The following is a 17,534-nucleotide window of genomic DNA, read 5'->3' as shown; positions in this document are numbered from 1 at the left end:
TTATAAGTTTTTTAGAGCTTCTTTAATAATTTGCTCCACTTGGGCTTCTGGTTGGACTTTTAAAATTTTATCGACCACTTTTTCAGACTGTTTTTTATTAAATCCTAAAACATCTAAAGCAGATAACGCTTCATTTTTGTGCGTATTGTTTGGTATTAAAGAAAGTTCATCAATACCATACACTTTTAACACTTTATCCTTTAAGTCAATAATAACACGCTGGGCAGTTTTGATACCTATTCCTTTAACACTTTGAATTAAAGCAACATCTTCACCTGCTATTCCTTCCTTTACTTGCTCTGGTGTAAGAGAAGACAACATGGTACGTGCTGTATTAGCACCAATACCACTAACAGAAATTAATAATTTAAATATTTCACGTTCTGTTTTTGTTGAAAATCCATAAAGACTATGTGAATCTTCACGAACCTGAAGAAAAGTATAAAGTTTGAGATGTTCTTTATCTGGAATTTGAGAAAATGTGTGTAATGAGATATTAATAAAATATCCAACGCCATTGCAATCTATAACAATATCAGTCGGGTTCTTTTCTACAAGTTTGCCCTCTATATGTGTAATCATTTATTAAAGAAAAGTTAAAAAACCAAATGTAGTAAAATTATTTTCATTTAAGGGTTTCAATCAGCACTATGAAACTTGGTTTTAGTAATATGTTTAATTTAATAGCGATTCTGTTATTGGAAACGGAATGAATTATTTCTTGAAGTCATCAGAACGGATTACACGGGTAATTTCTGGAATTTTTAGAAAAAACCAGACTGAGATTTCGAGGAAGTTTGTCGAAGACAAATTAAAACTGTATATCTGATTTAATCTAACATTTTTCAAATTAACCCTCTAACTTCTCATCTCTCACATCTAACCTCTGGCTTCAATTTTACGTTCTCGTTTTTCACATTCTTGAGCATCTATAACGGCAATTGCGGTCATATTTACAATTTCATCTACACTAGACCCCAATTGTAGGATATGCACAGGTTTACGCATTCCCATCATTATTGGACCAATTGAATCTGATTTATTTAATTCCTTCAACAATTTATAGGTAATATTAGCAGCTTCTATATTTGGAAAAATAAGCGTATTAACTTTTCGACCTGCTAATTTTGAAAATGGAAATATGTCTTGAAGCATTTTTGAATTTAATGCAAAATCACTCTGAATTTCACCATCGACTACCATATCTGGATAAGCCTTATGTAATTGAGCTACAGCTTCTCTTACTTTTTCTGAATTAGGATGATCTGAAGAACCAAAGTTAGAATACGAAATCATTGCAGTAACAGGCTCAATACCAAACATTTTAGACACTTTAGAAGTCATACGTGCAATTTTAGCTAAATCCTTGGCCGTAGGATTGATATTTATTGCTGTATCACTTAAAAACATAGGTCCACGTTGCGTCATCATTAAGTTAGTGGTTGCAACTCTGTTAACGCCTTCTGCCATACCAATTAACTTTAACATTGGTCTTACTACCGATGGATAACTACGAGAATAGCCCGTAATAAGCGCATCTGCATCACCAACATTTACCATCATTGCGGCAAAATAATTACGCTCTCTCATTTTCTTTTGAGATGAATAAAGTGTGACACCTTCGCGCTTACATTTATCCCAATAAACTTTAGCATAACGATTTTTTCGGTCTGTTTCCTCATCTGATTTAGGATCAATAATAAGAACATCAGCATCAAATTCAATCTCTTTCATCAGTGAAGCTATAACCTCTTTTCTACCCAATAAAATAGGATAAGCAATGCCTTCATCATATACTATTTGAGCTGCTTTAACCACATCGAGCTGATCAGCTTCTGCAAAAACAACACGTTTTGGATTCGTTTTTGCACGTTCTAACAACATACGAACCAACTTATTATCTGACCCTAAACGTTCTAATAACGAGTTTTTATAACGGTCCCAATCTTCTATTGGTTCTTTAGCCACACCACTTTCCATAGCTGCTTTTGCTACAGCAGGTGGGACTTCTGAGATAAGTCTTGGATCAAAAGGTTTTGGAATAATATAGTCCCTTCCGAACGTTAATTTTGTTTCAGAATAGGCAATATTAACTTGTTCAGGTACGGATTCTTTAGCTAAATTAGATAAGGCTTTAACGGCTGCCATTTTCATAGCTTCGTTAATTTTTGTCGCTCTAACATCTAACGCGCCTCTAAAAATAAATGGAAATCCGAGTACATTATTAACTTGATTAGGATAATCACTGCGGCCCGTAGCCATAATAATATCTTCCCTTGTATTTTTAGCGAGTTGATAATCTATTTCGGCAACAGGATTTGCCATAGCAAACACAATAGGGTTTGCATTCATAGAAATTAACATCTCTGGCGTTACTATATTAGGCTGTGATAAACCGATAAAAACATCGGCATCTTGCATTGCTTCAGTTAACGTATGTATTTTACGATGTGTAGCAAACTCTGCTTTTTGAGGTGTTAAATTATCTCTATCATCTCTAATCACACCTTTACTGTCTAGCATCACAATATTTTCACGGCGAGCACCAAAAGCTTGGTATAATCGTGTACAAGAAATTGCTGCTGCGCCAGCACCACTTACCACAATTTTAGCTTCTTCAATATTTTTTTCTGCGATTTCTAAAGCGTTCAATAAAGCTGCTGCGGATATTATTGCGGTACCATGTTGATCATCGTGCATCACCGGAATATCTAATTCTTCCTTTAAACGACGTTCAATCTCAAAGGCTTCAGGTGCTTTGATATCTTCGAGGTTTATCCCTCCAAAAGTTGGCGCTATATTCTTCACCGTTGCAATAAAAGCTTCGACATCCTCAGTATCAACTTCAATATCAAATACATCAATATCTGCAAAAATCTTAAATAGCAAACCTTTACCTTCCATCACAGGCTTAGAAGCTTCTGGTCCGATATTTCCTAAACCTAAAACAGCTGTTCCGTTTGAAATAACAGCTACTAAATTTCCTTTAGCTGTATATTTATAAACATTATTAACATCCTTTTCGATTTCTAAGCAAGGTTCAGCTACACCAGGTGAGTAAGCTAATGATAAATCGCGCTGGGTAGCATACTTTTTTGTCGGTACTACTTTTATTTTTCCTGGAGTTGGTTTAGCATGATACACTAGAGCCTCTAAACGTTTACTTTGCTTACTCATATCTTGAAAAGAATTAAGCTACAAATATAAGCATTTGAATGTTGAGTATTCATCCTAATACGCTTAAAAAAGGGTGGTCATCTATTTTTAAAATCAATAATCTTTTATAGGAGGCGCTTTAAGTTTTATAAGTAAAACCTAACCTTTTAAAAATTTAATATTCCGTTCCAAACCAGAAAACTTTGTCCGCTTCACTGCCGATTTCTGAAACACTTTCTTAAAGGTATCTTCTGTTATTTCCTCCCAATCTTTTTTGGTCATATCTAATAACTCGGGATGTGGATTAAACAAAGGTTCATTATGTGGTTTTGAAAAGCGATTCCAAGGGCAAACGTCTTGGCAAATATCGCAGCCAAACATCCAATCGTCAAATTGGCCTTTAAATTCGGTGGGTATATTTTCTTTTAATTCTATAGTAAAATAAGAAATGCATTTACTACCATCTACCACATAAGGTTGGGTAATGGCTTCTGTAGGACAAGCATCTATACAGGCTGTGCATGTACCGCAATGATCAGTAACTGGCATATCGTAGTCCAGTTCTAAATCAATTATTAATTCAGCAATAAAATAAAAGGAGCCGACTTTTTGCGTTAATAAATTAGCGTGTTTTCCTATCCAACCTAAACCCGATTTTGCTGCCCAAGCTTTATCTAAAACTGGCGCTGAATCTACAAATGCACGTCCACCAACCTCACCTATTTCATCTTGAATAAAATATAATAGTGATTTTAGTTTGTGTTTTATGACATGATGATAATCATTGCCATAAGCATATTTAGATAACTTGTAAGTGTCCTCTTTTTGAACTTCTGAAGGGTAATAATTTAATAATAAAGACACTACAGATTTTGAACCTTCAACAAGTAAAGTAGGATCTAAACGTTTTTCGAAATGGTTTTCCATATAACGCATTTCGCCATTCATGTTCTTATTAAGCCAAGTTTCTAATCGTGGGGCTTCAGCTTCTAAAAATTCCGCTTTACTAATACCACAAGACAAAAATCCGAGGCGTTTGGCTTCGGATTTAATCATCGCTGTGTATTTTGCTTTGTTATTCAATTTATGGTATCGTTAAATCAGACCTATATAAACCTCTAAAGGCTTTGACTATGCTCAGCCGAGCAATTATCTTTCTTCAAACTTTAGAAAAGCATTTTTGGGTTTTAATGTAATTAATGGCGTAATATCTATAGTTTCAAAATCTGGGATGATTTTATAGTTTGACACTAATTCTGAAATTGCAATAATCATTTCGAACATCGCGAAATTATTCCCTATACATTTTCTTGGTCCTGCGCCAAATGGAAAATACTGTGATGAAAATTTACGCCCACCTTCACTAAAACGTTCTGGTAAAAACGCATCAGGTTGTTCCCACAACTCGGGATGACGATGCATTTCGTAAACGGAAAATAATAAATTAGATCCGGCTTCAAAATTCAGACCATTAAAAGTGTCTTCTGTTTTATTAACCCGATCTATAAAATATACCGGTGGATATAAGCGCATGCCTTCCTCAATAACTTGTTGACATATTTTAGACTTGGTCACCAAATCCATAAGGTCATCACTTTCGCTTTGTATCTTTTGGCGTTCCTTTAGTATTTTATCCTGCCATTCGGGATGTAATGCTAAAAGTTGGGTTACAAAAGTGAGAGCATTAGATGTGGTTTCATGACCTGCTGTAAATAAAATTAAGATTTCATCAATCAGTTGTTCTTCTTCCATAGGATGACCATCCTCATACCTGGCCTCTAACAACATATCTAACAAATCGTGCGCCTTTATCCCCGAAGTTCTTCTTTCGTTAACAATGCGCTTTAATATTTGTCGTGCTTCTTGGGTTAAATCTAGATGCTTTTTAATTTCACCACTAACAGTAAACCACCAGCCTAAATACGGTTGACGTAATTCTTTAACCAACATTTTTTGAGCTGCTTCAGTAATATATTGCAGCCTGTTAATATCTTCCTGATTGGCAGCACTACTAAACAAAGATTTGACTACAGTTTGAAATGCCAAATCATTAAGAATAGGAAATATATCTATAACTTGGTTGGGTGTAATCTTATTATATTCTGAAGTAATAGCATTAGCTATACTATCTAAAAGGTTTTCTAACTGTTTTTTATGAAAGGCTGGCTGAATAAGTTTACGCTGCTTTTTCCAATGCTCACCTTCTGCAGTTAATAAACCTGTGCCAACATATTTGACTAAGTCTTCGGTTTGAATTTTAGATTTGGTATAATTCTTTTGATTCTTCTGAAGCACATACGCTGCAAAAGCGGCATCTCTTACAAATACCACACTATTCTTTAGTCCAATTTTTAACCTAAAAACATCGCCTTGTTCCTCAAAATTTTGATGATGAAACGGGAGCGGATTTTTTAAAATTTCTAAGGAATGTTTAACAAATCGACTTAGTGGAACTGTAGGTATGTTATTTTCAGAATTCAAATATATGATGCTTTAATAGTGATTCTTAAATTGTAATTACTTCCCTTAATCAGCAAAATACAACCGAAATAATAGAACAAGTCACTCTTAATAGGAAACATTCTAAAACAAGCCACCTTGAGTTGGGCCTTTTGTTTTTCCCAAATGCGTATAGGCTTGTGGCGTAACTTCACGGCCACGTGGTGTACGCATAATAAAACCTTGTTGAATAAGGAAAGGTTCATATACTTCCTCTATGGTTTCAGGACTTTCACTAACGGCTGTAGCAATGGTTGTAATTCCTACAGGACCACCTTTAAATTTATCAATAATGGTTAATAAAATCTTATTGTCCATCTCATCGAGACCATATGCGTCGACATTTAATGCTTTTAAAGCAAATTTAGAGATGGCAATATCAATTTTTCCATTGCCTTTTATTTGTGCAAAATCCCTAACCCGTCTTAGTAAGGCATTAGCGATACGAGGTGTTCCTCTACTTCTGCCAGCAATTTCAATGGCTGCTTCCATAGAGATGGGCATATTTAATATAGCGGCACTACGCTGAACAATAGAAGTTAATAGTTCAGTTTTATAATATTGTAAACGACTGCTTATACCAAAACGCGCACGCATTGGCGCTGTTAGTAATCCTGACCGTGTTGTGGCTCCTACAAGTGTAAATGGATTCAGATTGATTTGAACGGTTCTTGCATTAGGGCCAGACTCAATCATAATATCTATCTTATAATCTTCCATGGCTGAATAAAGATACTCTTCAACTATAGGACTTAAGCGATGAATTTCATCTATAAATAAGACATCACGTTCTTCAAGATTTGTTAATAATCCTGCAAGATCACCAGGCTTATCTAAAACAGGCCCTGAAGTAACTTTGATACCAACATCTAATTCATTTGCTAAAATATGCGCTAAGGTGGTTTTACCTAAGCCAGGAGGACCGTGAAACAGAGTATGATCTAATGCTTCTTCACGTAAATTGGCTGCTTGTACAAAAACCAACAGATTTTCTAAGACTTGATTTTGACCTGTAAAGTCATCAAAGGTTAAGGGTCTTAATTTCTTTTCGACATCTAGTTCTTCGGGTGTGAAGTTATCGTTGTATGGATTTAGGTTTTCGTTCATGCTACTTCCTGCGAAGGCAGGAATCTCTTATTTTATAGTTTCTAAAACCTACAAGGTTCCGAAAACCTAGTAGGTTAGCCAATTTTAATTTGGCTAAAGCAAATATAAAGAAAAAGACCTTTGGAAACTAAATGCTTTCCAAAGGTCTTTTTTAATCTATGTAGAGATACCCGCTTTCGTACGTATTTTAATGTTGTAACTCTTCTTCACCTTCCATTAATGGAACATTCTGAGGTACAAAATCAACATCATGTCCTGGTTTACTATAGTCGTAAGACCAACGGTAAACATGAGGAATAGCCCCTGGCCAGTTACCATGTACATGTTTAACAGGCGTAGTCCACTCTAAAGTAGTAGATTTCCATGGATTTTGTTCAGCTTTCTTACCATAGAATATACTAATGAAGAAATTGTATAGATATATAATTTGTGCAATACCACCAACGATGGCAAATATTGTAATAATTACATTAGTATTCGCTAAATCATCGAATAATGGGAATGATGAGTTAGAGTAATAACGTCTAGGTAAACCTGCCATACCTATAAAGTGCATTGGGAAGAACACCCCGTAAGCACATACCGCAGTTATCCAGAAGTGTAGATATCCTAAGTTTTTGTTCATCATACGACCAAACATCTTTGGATACCAATGATAGATACCTGCAAACATACCGTATAATGCTGATATACCCATTACCAAGTGGAAGTGTGCAATTACAAAATACGTATCATGAACATTAATATCTAAAGCACTATCTCCTAAAATGATTCCTGTTAATCCACCTGTAATGAAAGTAGAGACAAAACCTATAGAGAATAGCATGGCTGGATTCATTTGAAGATTACCTTTCCAAATCGTCGTTATCCAGTTAAATGCTTTTACAGCTGAAGGAATTGCAATTAATAAGGTTGTAAATGTAAATACAGACCCTAAGAACGGATTCATACCAGAAACAAACATATGGTGACCCCATACAATAGTTGATAAAAATGCAATAGCTAGTATAGAAGCAATCATCGCACGATAACCAAATATAGGCTTACGTGAACTTGATGCCATAATTTCTGAAACTAGACCCATGGCCGGAAGAATAACGATGTATACTTCTGGGTGACCTAAAAACCAAAATAAATGTTCAAACAATACTGGTGATCCTCCTTGATAATGTAATACTTCACCTTGAATAAAAATATCGGATAAGAAGAATGACGTACCAAAGCTTCTATCCATTATTAATAATAGTGCTGCTGAAAGTAGAACTGGGAAAGATACTGTTCCAATAATTGCAGTAACAAAAAACGCCCAAATAGTAAGAGGCAATCTTGTCATTGACATACCCTTTGTACGAAGGTTAATTACAGTAACAATATAATTTAAAGATCCAATTAACTGAGACGCAATAAATATCGCCATAGAGATTAACCAGAGTGTCATACCCATACCTGAACCACTAGATGCCATAGGCAATGCTGATAAAGGTGGGTAAATTGTCCATCCTGCTGCTGCTGGTCCGGCTTCAACATATAAAGAACCAATCATTATAACACATGAGATGAAGAATAACCAATAGGATACCATATTAAGGAAACCAGAAGCCATATCTCTTGCACCAATCTGTAATGGAATTAAAAGGTTACTAAACGTACCACTTAAACCTGCTGTTAATACAAAAAATACCATTATGGTACCGTGAATGGTAACTAAAGCCAAATAAATATCAGCATCCATAACACCATCAGGAGCCCATTTTCCTAATAAGGCTTCAAATAAAACGTTTGGCTTTTCTGGCCAAGCAATTTGCATACGAAACATTATTGACATTAAAATACCAATAATACCCATCACTGTACCTGTAATTAAGTACTGTTTAGCAATCATTTTATGATCTGTACTAAATATATACTTAGTTATAAATGTCTCTTTGTGATGATGTACGTCGTGATCGTCGTGACCGTGTGTATCTGCTGTTGCTGACATAATCTCTTTTTCTTTTTCTTAAAAACCTTTAATTAATTAATCAATGAATTAGGGAAAGTAGTTTGCTCTTCCATCCACGCATCAAACTCTTCTTGTGTCTCTACAATGATTTTCATCTGCATATTGTAGTGCGACTTTCCACAAATTTTATTACATAAAAGCAAGTAATCAAACTCGTATATCAGCTCTTGTCCTGATGCCTCAACTTCCGCTGAACGTTCTACTCTAAGTTCATTGATATTTTTTACTTTATCAATTATTTCTGGTGTTTGACGCATATCAGCTGTTGTAACTGTAGGTGTAAATCCAAATTGTGTTACCATACCTGGAACACAATTCATTTGTGCTCTAAAGTGAGGCATGTATGCTGAGTGCAATACATCTTGAGAACGCATTTTAAATAACACAGGCTTTCCTACTGGTAAATGAAGTTCTGTTACAATAACATCATCTTCAGCATTAGGATCTTCTTCATCAACACCTAAAATGTTTGCTCGATCAATATCAATCAATCTTACATTAGCTTTACCTAATACATTATCGTTACCACTATAACGTGCTTTCCAGTTAAACTGCTGAGCGTACAATTCAATTACCATTGGATCATCATCTTCGTCGATATTCATAATATCATTCCAAGTGAATAAACCATATATAATTAAACCTGCCAAAACAATTACGGGTATAACCGTCCAAATAAATTCTAAAGTATTGTTATCAGCATAGAAAAATGCTTTTTTCCCTTTCTCTCCTCTATATTTAAAAGCAAAGTAATGTAAAAGGAATTGGGTAATTGTTTGTACTACAAAAATCACTATCATAGAGATAATCATAAGATTATCAACTTTAGATCCGTGTTCTGATGCAGCATTGGACATTAAAGGTAAATCCCCTAAATACCAAAAACTAAGAATTGTTATTAGATAGATAAAAATTAGAAAACCAATCATTAGATAACCATTGATTTTGTTATCATGGTCATCCGCAATTTGCGTGTTAGTAGTACCAACCTGAGCCAAGTCAAATATCTTTACCATTTGCCACAAGGCAACAGCTACAAATAGTACAATTATAATCGTTAATATAGCAGTCATTATCGTTTCTGTTCTTATTTAAAATTAATAGTGGAAGTGTTCACTTTCCTTAATAAATGGATTTCCTTTTGCTAATAATGGATATTTGCCAAGCGAAGTAAATACAATTAGCATAAATAAACCAGCAAAGAATAGTATTGAACCTATTTCTGGCACACCTATAAACCATCTGTCACCAACTGTTGCAGGCATAATCATGTTGAAAACATCTAAATAATGTCCAAATAGAATCACCACACCAGTCATCACAACAAACCAAGGAATACGTTTGTAATCACTATTCATTAATAATAATAGTGGGAATATAAAGTTTAGAGCTAACATACCAAAAAATGGTACGTTATAATCTTCAATACGAGTTATAAAATAAGTTACCTCTTCTGGAATGTTTGCATACCAAATTAACATAAATTGAGAGAACCATAGGTAAGTCCAGAAAATACTAATACCAAACATGAATTTAGCTAAATCATGAATATGACTATCATTTACAAATTCTAGTAGACCTTTAGATTTAAGATACAAAGTAATTAAAGCAATAACAGTAATACCACTTACAAACATACTTGCAAATACGTACCATCCAAATAATGTACTAAACCAGTGAGGATCTACACTCATAATCCAATCCCAAGACATCATAGATTCTGTATAAATATAGAATACTAAGAATCCTGCTGCGATTCTAAAGTTCTTTTTAAAATTACTATTATCATTAATATCTGCTAAATCTTGAGCTACTGAAAATTTTCTTGAAAAATGACGGTATAAAGACCAACCAGCTAAATAAATAAAACCTCTAATAAAAAACCATGGTTTATTTAACCAACTTGATTTATTTTGAATTAAGGTGTCATGAGCAACAACACTCTCATCTAACCAGATAAAGATATGACTATCGGCTATCCAAAGGATAATTAAAACAAGGATACCTCCAGGTAAAACATAAGAGGTAATTCCTTCCATAACTCTAAAGAGCACTGGTGACCATCCTGATTGCGCAGCATATTGAATGGCATAAAACGCCAAAACACCTAAAGCAATCATAAAGAAAAACAAAGCAGCAACATATAAAGCCGCATAAGGTCTATTGTGTATTTGATGTAATACATGTTCTTCATGAGATAACTCATGACCTTCTACTTCTGCTTCAGCACCATGGCCGTGATCTTTTTCTAAATCATGTCCTTCGGTAGCATGTGCTTCACCATGATGATCTTCGCTGGCTAAATATTCAGTGATATTATCTTCAGTAACGCTATACGCATCCATAAAGCCATAACCTACACCTAATACGCCTAAGACCATTAAAATGATAGCTCCTATTCTTAATCGATTTGAAATTTTATATTCCATTATATAATCTTTATCTAAATCTTATTTTTCTAAATCTGCCTTAAGTTTTTGAACATAAGCAACAATCTGCCAACGTTCTTCTTCGTTCAATTGGTTAGCATAAGAACCCATTGTATTTTTACCATAATAAAGTGTATGATAAATACTACCTTCTGTTATAGCTCTTCCTGCATCTGCATAACTAGGAACACCTAAAATCTTTTCGCGTTGTACCAATTTACCTTGACCATCACCTTTATTACCGTGGCAAATTCCACAGTAAATTCCAAATAATGGTCCTGCTCTATCGTAGTCTATCTGAGTAGAATCTAAAGGACTTTTAAGGTTCTCTTTAGCATACAAGTAGCCTTCGTTTGTGTTTTCAATTTCAAAAGGCATAAAATCACCTCTTGGTATGGTTCCTTCTGCAGGTAACTGGGCTTGAACACCATTTGCAAAAGCATCTGATTCTTGATATGTTTCATAACCAACCGACTCATACATGTTGGGCATAAATTGGTAATTTGGCCTAGCATTTTCTTGGCAAGATACAAGACTTACCAGTAATACTAATACTACGATATATTTTGTGACTATCTTCATATTAATGTGCATCTTCATCTTTATCAACAATATTTATCTCAACTGCACCTGTATCTTTTAACAGGTTAGTTAATGATTCTTCGTTATTATGAACTGCAATTTCCATTAAAAAATGGTCATCTGTAGTTCTTGGATCAGGATTTTCAGCGTCTTTAAATGGCCACATTCTACTTCTTAGGTAAAAAGTAATTACCATTAAATGCGCTGCAAAAAATACAGTAAGCTCAAACATAATTGGCACAAATGCTGGCAAATTTTCTAAAAAACTAAAACTTGGCTTACCTCCAATATCTTGAGGCCAATCTTCAATCATTATAAAATTCATCATTGCGATGGATACAGATAGCCCTAAAGCGCCATATAAAAATGCTGTTATCGCTAAACGAGTTGGTGCCAATCCCATCGCCTTATCTAGTCCGTGAACAGGAAAAGGTGTGAATACATCTTCAATGTGATGTTTTTCTTGTCTTACCTTCTTAACAGCAGACATTAATACATCATCATCAGTATAAATAGCATGAATTACTTTCGAAGTTTCCATAGCCTATATTAGTTGTTTAATAAGTTTTTAGCTTGTCCTGACCAATCATCACGCTCTGCTCTTCCTGGGAAAGAACCTGTAATTTCGTCTAACAAGTCATATTCTCTTTTTGTCATTTTACTTACTTGAGCATAAGTAAAGATACCAATCTCATTAAGTACTTCTTCCATTTTTGGACCAATACCGCTAATAACTTTTAAATCATCTGCAGTTTGTTTATCAGCATCAAAGCGTCCAACACCTTCTAGTAAGTTACCTAATTTCTCTTCTTTATCTTGAGACGGTTTAGGTGCTGTTGTTTCTTCAGGAATTAATGGATGTGATGTTCTAGCATCAGTACCAGTTCCTACTAAACTTTCACCACTTTCTCTAATACGTTTGTAACGCTCTCCTGAAGATTTCAAAATTGTTTTTACCTCTGCTTGTGCAATTACTGGGAAGGTTCTTGAGTATAATAAAAATAATACAAAGAAGAATCCAATAGTTCCGATAAAGATTCCGATATCAACAAATGTTGGAGAAAACATTGTCCAAGATGATGGTAAGTAATCTCTATGTAATGATGTTACAATAATTACAAAACGTTCAAACCACATTCCGATGTTTACAACTATAGAAATAAAGAACGAAAACATAATACTAGTTCTTAGTTTCTTAAACCACATAAATTGTGGAGAGAATACGTTAAAAGACATCATACACCAGTATGCCCACCAGTAAGGACCTGTTGCTCTGTTTAAGAACGCAAACTGTTCGTATTCTACACCAGAATACCAAGCAATAAATAACTCTGTAATATATGCTACACCTACAATTGTACCTGTAAGCATGATTACAATATTCATTAATTCGATATGTTGAACTGTGATATAATCTTCAAGGTTACACACTTTTCTCATAATAATAAGAAGTGTGTTTACCATCGCAAATCCTGAGAAAATTGCACCTGCAACGAAGTACGGTGGAAAAATTGTTGTATGCCAACCTGGAATTACCGAGGTAGCAAAGTCAAAAGATACAATAGTGTGTACAGAAAGTACTAACGGTGTAGCTAAACCTGCAAGTACTAAAGATACTTCTTCAAAACGTTGCCAATCTTTAGCTCTACCAGACCAACCGAAACTTACTAAAGCATAAATTTTCTTTTGAAACGGACGTACAGCTCTATCTCTAAGCATTGCAAAATCGGGTAATAAACCAGTCCACCAGAATACTAATGATACTGACAAATACGTAGAAATTGCAAATACATCCCAAAGTAGAGGTGAGTTAAAGTTAACCCACAGAGATCCAAATTGGTTAGGAATTGGGAGTACCCAATAAGCTAACCACGGACGACCCATGTGAATAATTGGGAATAAACCTGCTTGGAATACAGCAAAAATGGTCATGGCTTCCGCCGAACGGTTAATTGCCATTCTCCATTTTTGACGGAATAATAATAGTACCGCAGAAATCAAAGTTCCTGCGTGACCAATACCAACCCACCAAACGAAGTTAGTAATATCCCAGGCCCAGTTTACAGTCTTATTAAGACCCCAAACTCCAATACCAGTCGATACGGTATAAATAATACAACCTATTCCCCAAAGGAATGCAACCAAAGCAATACTGAAAGCAATCCACCAAGATTTGTTGGCTTTGCCTTCTACCGGTCTTGCGACATCAACAGTAACATCGTGATACGATTTTTCTCCGGTTACTAAAGGTCTTCTAATAGGTGCTTCGTAATGAGACGCCATAATTATATACTTGTTTCTTTAATTGTTTTATTAGTTTGAAGCTAGAAGTAGGAAGCTTGAAGCTGCTCACTTGCAATTATCGTTATTCCAGTTTCAAACTTAATCTCTATTGTTCCTTTATTCTATATGCAAATCTTAACTAGAATTACTTACGTATTTCTCACTTTAGTATGATAAAATACATTAGGTTTTGTGCCTACATATTCTAACATATGATACATACGATCGTCTTCTTTTAATTCAGCAACTTTACTTTCTTTGTCATTAACGTCACCAAAAATCATAGCACCGTTTCCACAAGCTGCTGAACAAGCTGTTTCAAACTCACCATCTTTAACTAAGCGACCATCACGTTTAGCATCAAGAATTGTTTTCTGTGTTTTTTGAATACAGAAAGAACATTTCTCCATAACACCACGAGATCTTACAACAACATCTGGATTTAATACCATACGACCTAAATCATCATTCATATAGTAATCAAACTCATCATTCTTGTTATATAAGAACCAGTTAAAACGACGTACTTTATACGGACAGTTGTTTGCACAATAACGTGTACCTACACAACGGTTATAAGCCATTTGGTTTTGACCTTGGCGTCCGTGTACAGTTGCTGCCACAGGACATACTGTTTCACATGGCGCATGATTACAATGCTGACACATTACCGGTTGGAAAACCACTTGTGGGTTATCTGCTGGATTCTCTAATTCTCCAAATTCACTTAATGAACTGCTTAATCCTGAAATGTTAGTTTTCTTCTCTAAATCTTGCTCGAAGCTATCTTCAGAAGAATAATAACGGTCAATACGCAACCAGTGCATATCTCTACTACGTCTCATTTCAGACTTACCAACAACTGGCACATTGTTTTCTGCGTGACATGCAATTACACATGCACCACAACCTGTACAAGCATTTAAGTCTATTGATAAGTTAAAGTGATGACCTATAGAGCGATCAAACTCATCCCATAAGTCTACATCAGGAGATGTTACAGGCGTTTCTATATGATTTAAGGATACTTGAGGCACTGCATTCCAGTGTTCCTTATCCTTAGTATTGAATATCTCTAAACTAGTTTCTTTAATAATGTCGCCACGCCCCATCAACGTATTATGCAACTGTACACAAGCAAACTCATGTTCACCAGAAGCTTTTTCAATCGTTACGTTTTGTACCTTATTGAAGTTTTGATATAACGGATATGCATTAACACCCGTTTTCATTTCTTCTTTTAAAGCCGCTGAAGTTCTACCATAACCAAATGATAATCCTACAGAACCTTTTGCTTGTCCTGGCTGAATAATCACTGGCACTGTAATAGCTTCTGCACCGTTAACCGAAACTTTAGCATAACTACCATTTAAACCACCATTAGCAACGTTCCAGTTTTTCAACTCTAAACGATCTGCATCAGCTTGAGAAACGGTTAAATAGTTATCCCACGTTGTTCTTGTAATTGGATCAGGAAATTCTTGTAACCAAGGGTTATTAGCTTGTTGGCCATCGCCCATTCCTGTTTTGGTATAAAATGATAATTCCATACCATCAGTTAAGGCTTCTTTTGCTAATGCTCTAGCTGCTGCGCCTCCTGTTAATACTGAAGCAATACCAGCATTTGTGCTAGAATTGTTTACTGTTGTAGACGTTGTGGTCGTTACAAATTCGTCTTTATCTTCTTCTTTGATTCCGACACCTACGGCAACGTCATGTATAACACCACCTAAAAATGTTCTATCTTTTTTATCTTTTAATGTTGTAGAAGTAGCGTTAATGGTTGTTGCCCCATTAGAACCACTAGCCGATGAACCTGATACAAAAAAGCCATCTTGAATTGCTTTGTTAAAAGAAGCACCATTCAATACACTTTGTGTCCAGACAGATTTGATATAATCTCTGTAAGTTCCTGTTGTATTTGTCCAACCCATTAAGACATCCTGAAACTGCTTCGTATCAAATAAAGGACGAATAGTTGGTTGCATCATTGAGTAATGCCCCGATTTTATTTCAAAATCCCCCCAAGATTCTAAGTTATGAGGTGCTGCAGCAATATATTGACAGTTAGATGACGTTTCATCTTGTTTCATAGAAAACGCAACTGACAATTCTGTTTTAGCTAAACCTTCTTTAAAATCTGAAGCATTTGGAAGTGTATAAATTGGATTAACTCCATTCATAATCACTGCACCAACCTTACCAGCCTTCATATCAGCTACTAGTTGTGTCACTGCTGCATCACTACCTTGTCTCGTATTTATAGTTGTACTTGGATCAAAAGCTTTACTTCTTAAAAAAGTATTGATTTCTAATATGGTCGATTGTGCATTTACATCTTGAATTCCAGATACAACAACACCGTTACTACCCGCTTTGCTTAATTCATTCGCTGCTGCTTGAACGGCTTTATCTAAACCTTCAGGAAGACTAACACTACCTACAGCATTACCTGTAATACTACTGTATAATTTAGCTAAAGCTAATTTTTGTTGACTTGGTGTTAATGGCACACGTTTATCGGCATTAGCACCAGATAATGACATATTTGATTCAAACTGAATATGTCTAGACATTTTACCGTTAACAGGAATACGTTTTTTACCATATTCAGACTCAAAACCTCCACCTTGCCAATCGCCTAAGAAATCAGCACCAATAGAAACAATGGTTGTAGCTTTAGAGAAATCGTAATTAGCCATCCCCCTAACTCCATACTTTGCTTGGTAAGCATCTAATGTTGCAGATTCAGAAACCGCATCATAAGCAACATGCTGTACATTACCATACTTAGATTTGAATTCTGCAATTAATTTATTTGTTGATGGACTTGGCATAGATTGCGTTAATAACACAATAGATTTACCATTAAGTCCATTTAATTTTGAAGTCGTCTCAGACATAAAAGTGTCCCAAGAGATAGCAGAACCATCTTTCATTGGCGACTTTACTCTTAAGCTATCATATAAACCTAAAACTGAAGCATTAACTCTAGCATTAGCAACACCATTAGTACTGGCATCTGTATTGTTCTCTATTTTAATTGGACGCCCTTCTCTTGTTTTTACTAAAACACTTGCAAAATCAAAACCATCTGCAATTGTAGTTGCATAATAATTGGCAACACCAGGAACAATTTCTGTTGGTTGCACGATATAAGGAATGGACTTAACAACTGGCCCTTCACATGCTGCTAAAGAAGCAGCTGCAGTACTAAAACCAACGTATTTTAAGAAATCACGACGCGACGTAGATGAAGACTCTAAAGACTCTTTATCTCCTAAAAATTCATCTGTAGGAATTTCATCCACAAACTCATTTTGTTGAAGCGCCTCAACAATAGAGCTGTTTTCGTTTAGCTCTTCAACACTTTTCCAGTATTTCTTGTTTGATGACATAGTGTTTATTTATGATTTACGATTATTGATTTACGATTTTGAATTCTAAAACCAAATCTATCTAAATATTTAATTTTT

At 35.0% G+C, this 17,534-nt stretch carries 12 protein-coding genes; all 12 read right to left on the bottom strand.

Going from position 1 to position 17,534, the window contains the following annotated elements:
- Positions 1-582, bottom strand: a complete 582-nt coding sequence (gene ruvA, locus HM982_RS10390) for a Holliday junction branch migration protein RuvA (protein ID WP_179353089.1) — start codon at positions 580-582, stop codon at positions 1-3.
- A 297-nt stretch (positions 583-879) separates the two neighbouring features.
- The gene (locus tag HM982_RS10385; protein ID WP_179353088.1) at positions 880-3,177 is read right to left on the bottom strand and encodes an NADP-dependent malic enzyme; all 2,298 of its coding nucleotides are present in this window, start codon (positions 3,175-3,177) and stop codon (positions 880-882) included.
- 138 nt (positions 3,178-3,315) lie between these two features.
- A complete protein-coding gene (gene queG / locus HM982_RS10380; protein ID WP_394354351.1) occupies positions 3,316-4,212 on the bottom strand; it encodes a tRNA epoxyqueuosine(34) reductase QueG in 897 nt (298 codons plus the stop codon).
- A gap of 93 nt (positions 4,213-4,305) precedes the next feature.
- Positions 4,306-5,637 carry a cytochrome P450 gene (locus HM982_RS10375; RefSeq protein WP_179353086.1) on the bottom strand — a complete coding sequence of 444 codons (1,332 nt, stop codon included), beginning with the start codon at positions 5,635-5,637 and terminating at the stop codon, positions 4,306-4,308.
- A 102-nt stretch (positions 5,638-5,739) separates the two neighbouring features.
- Positions 5,740-6,762 (bottom strand): Holliday junction branch migration DNA helicase RuvB, encoded by a 1,023-nt coding sequence (gene ruvB, locus HM982_RS10370; RefSeq protein WP_179353085.1) that lies wholly within the window; start codon positions 6,760-6,762, stop codon positions 5,740-5,742.
- A gap of 187 nt (positions 6,763-6,949) precedes the next feature.
- Positions 6,950-8,743 carry a cytochrome c oxidase subunit I gene (locus HM982_RS10365; RefSeq protein WP_179353084.1) on the bottom strand — a complete coding sequence of 598 codons (1,794 nt, stop codon included), beginning with the start codon at positions 8,741-8,743 and terminating at the stop codon, positions 6,950-6,952.
- Between the two features lie 32 nt (positions 8,744-8,775).
- Complete coding sequence (locus tag HM982_RS10360; RefSeq protein WP_179353083.1) at positions 8,776-9,837, bottom strand: cytochrome c oxidase subunit II; 1,062 nt, start codon at positions 9,835-9,837, stop codon at positions 8,776-8,778.
- Between the two features lie 24 nt (positions 9,838-9,861).
- Complete coding sequence (locus tag HM982_RS10355) at positions 9,862-11,193, bottom strand: quinol:cytochrome C oxidoreductase (protein ID WP_179353082.1); 1,332 nt, start codon at positions 11,191-11,193, stop codon at positions 9,862-9,864.
- 21 nt (positions 11,194-11,214) lie between these two features.
- Positions 11,215-11,775 (bottom strand): c-type cytochrome, encoded by a 561-nt coding sequence (locus tag HM982_RS10350; RefSeq protein ID WP_179353081.1) that lies wholly within the window; start codon positions 11,773-11,775, stop codon positions 11,215-11,217.
- Position 11,776: 1 nt separating this feature from the next.
- Positions 11,777-12,316 (bottom strand): DUF3341 domain-containing protein, encoded by a 540-nt coding sequence (locus HM982_RS10345; RefSeq protein ID WP_179353080.1) that lies wholly within the window; start codon positions 12,314-12,316, stop codon positions 11,777-11,779.
- Between the two features lie 8 nt (positions 12,317-12,324).
- Positions 12,325-14,058, bottom strand: a complete 1,734-nt coding sequence (nrfD, locus tag HM982_RS10340) for an NrfD/PsrC family molybdoenzyme membrane anchor subunit (protein ID WP_179353079.1) — start codon at positions 14,056-14,058, stop codon at positions 12,325-12,327.
- Between the two features lie 149 nt (positions 14,059-14,207).
- A complete protein-coding gene (locus HM982_RS10335) occupies positions 14,208-17,456 on the bottom strand; it encodes a TAT-variant-translocated molybdopterin oxidoreductase (protein WP_179353078.1) in 3,249 nt (1,082 codons plus the stop codon).
- Positions 17,457-17,534: the final 78 nt, after the last annotated feature.

The organism is Winogradskyella vidalii (genome assembly GCF_013403955.1).
GTDB classification, from domain to species: domain Bacteria; phylum Bacteroidota; class Bacteroidia; order Flavobacteriales; family Flavobacteriaceae; genus Winogradskyella; species Winogradskyella vidalii.
This window is presented reverse-complemented; position numbering and strand designations above follow the sequence as displayed.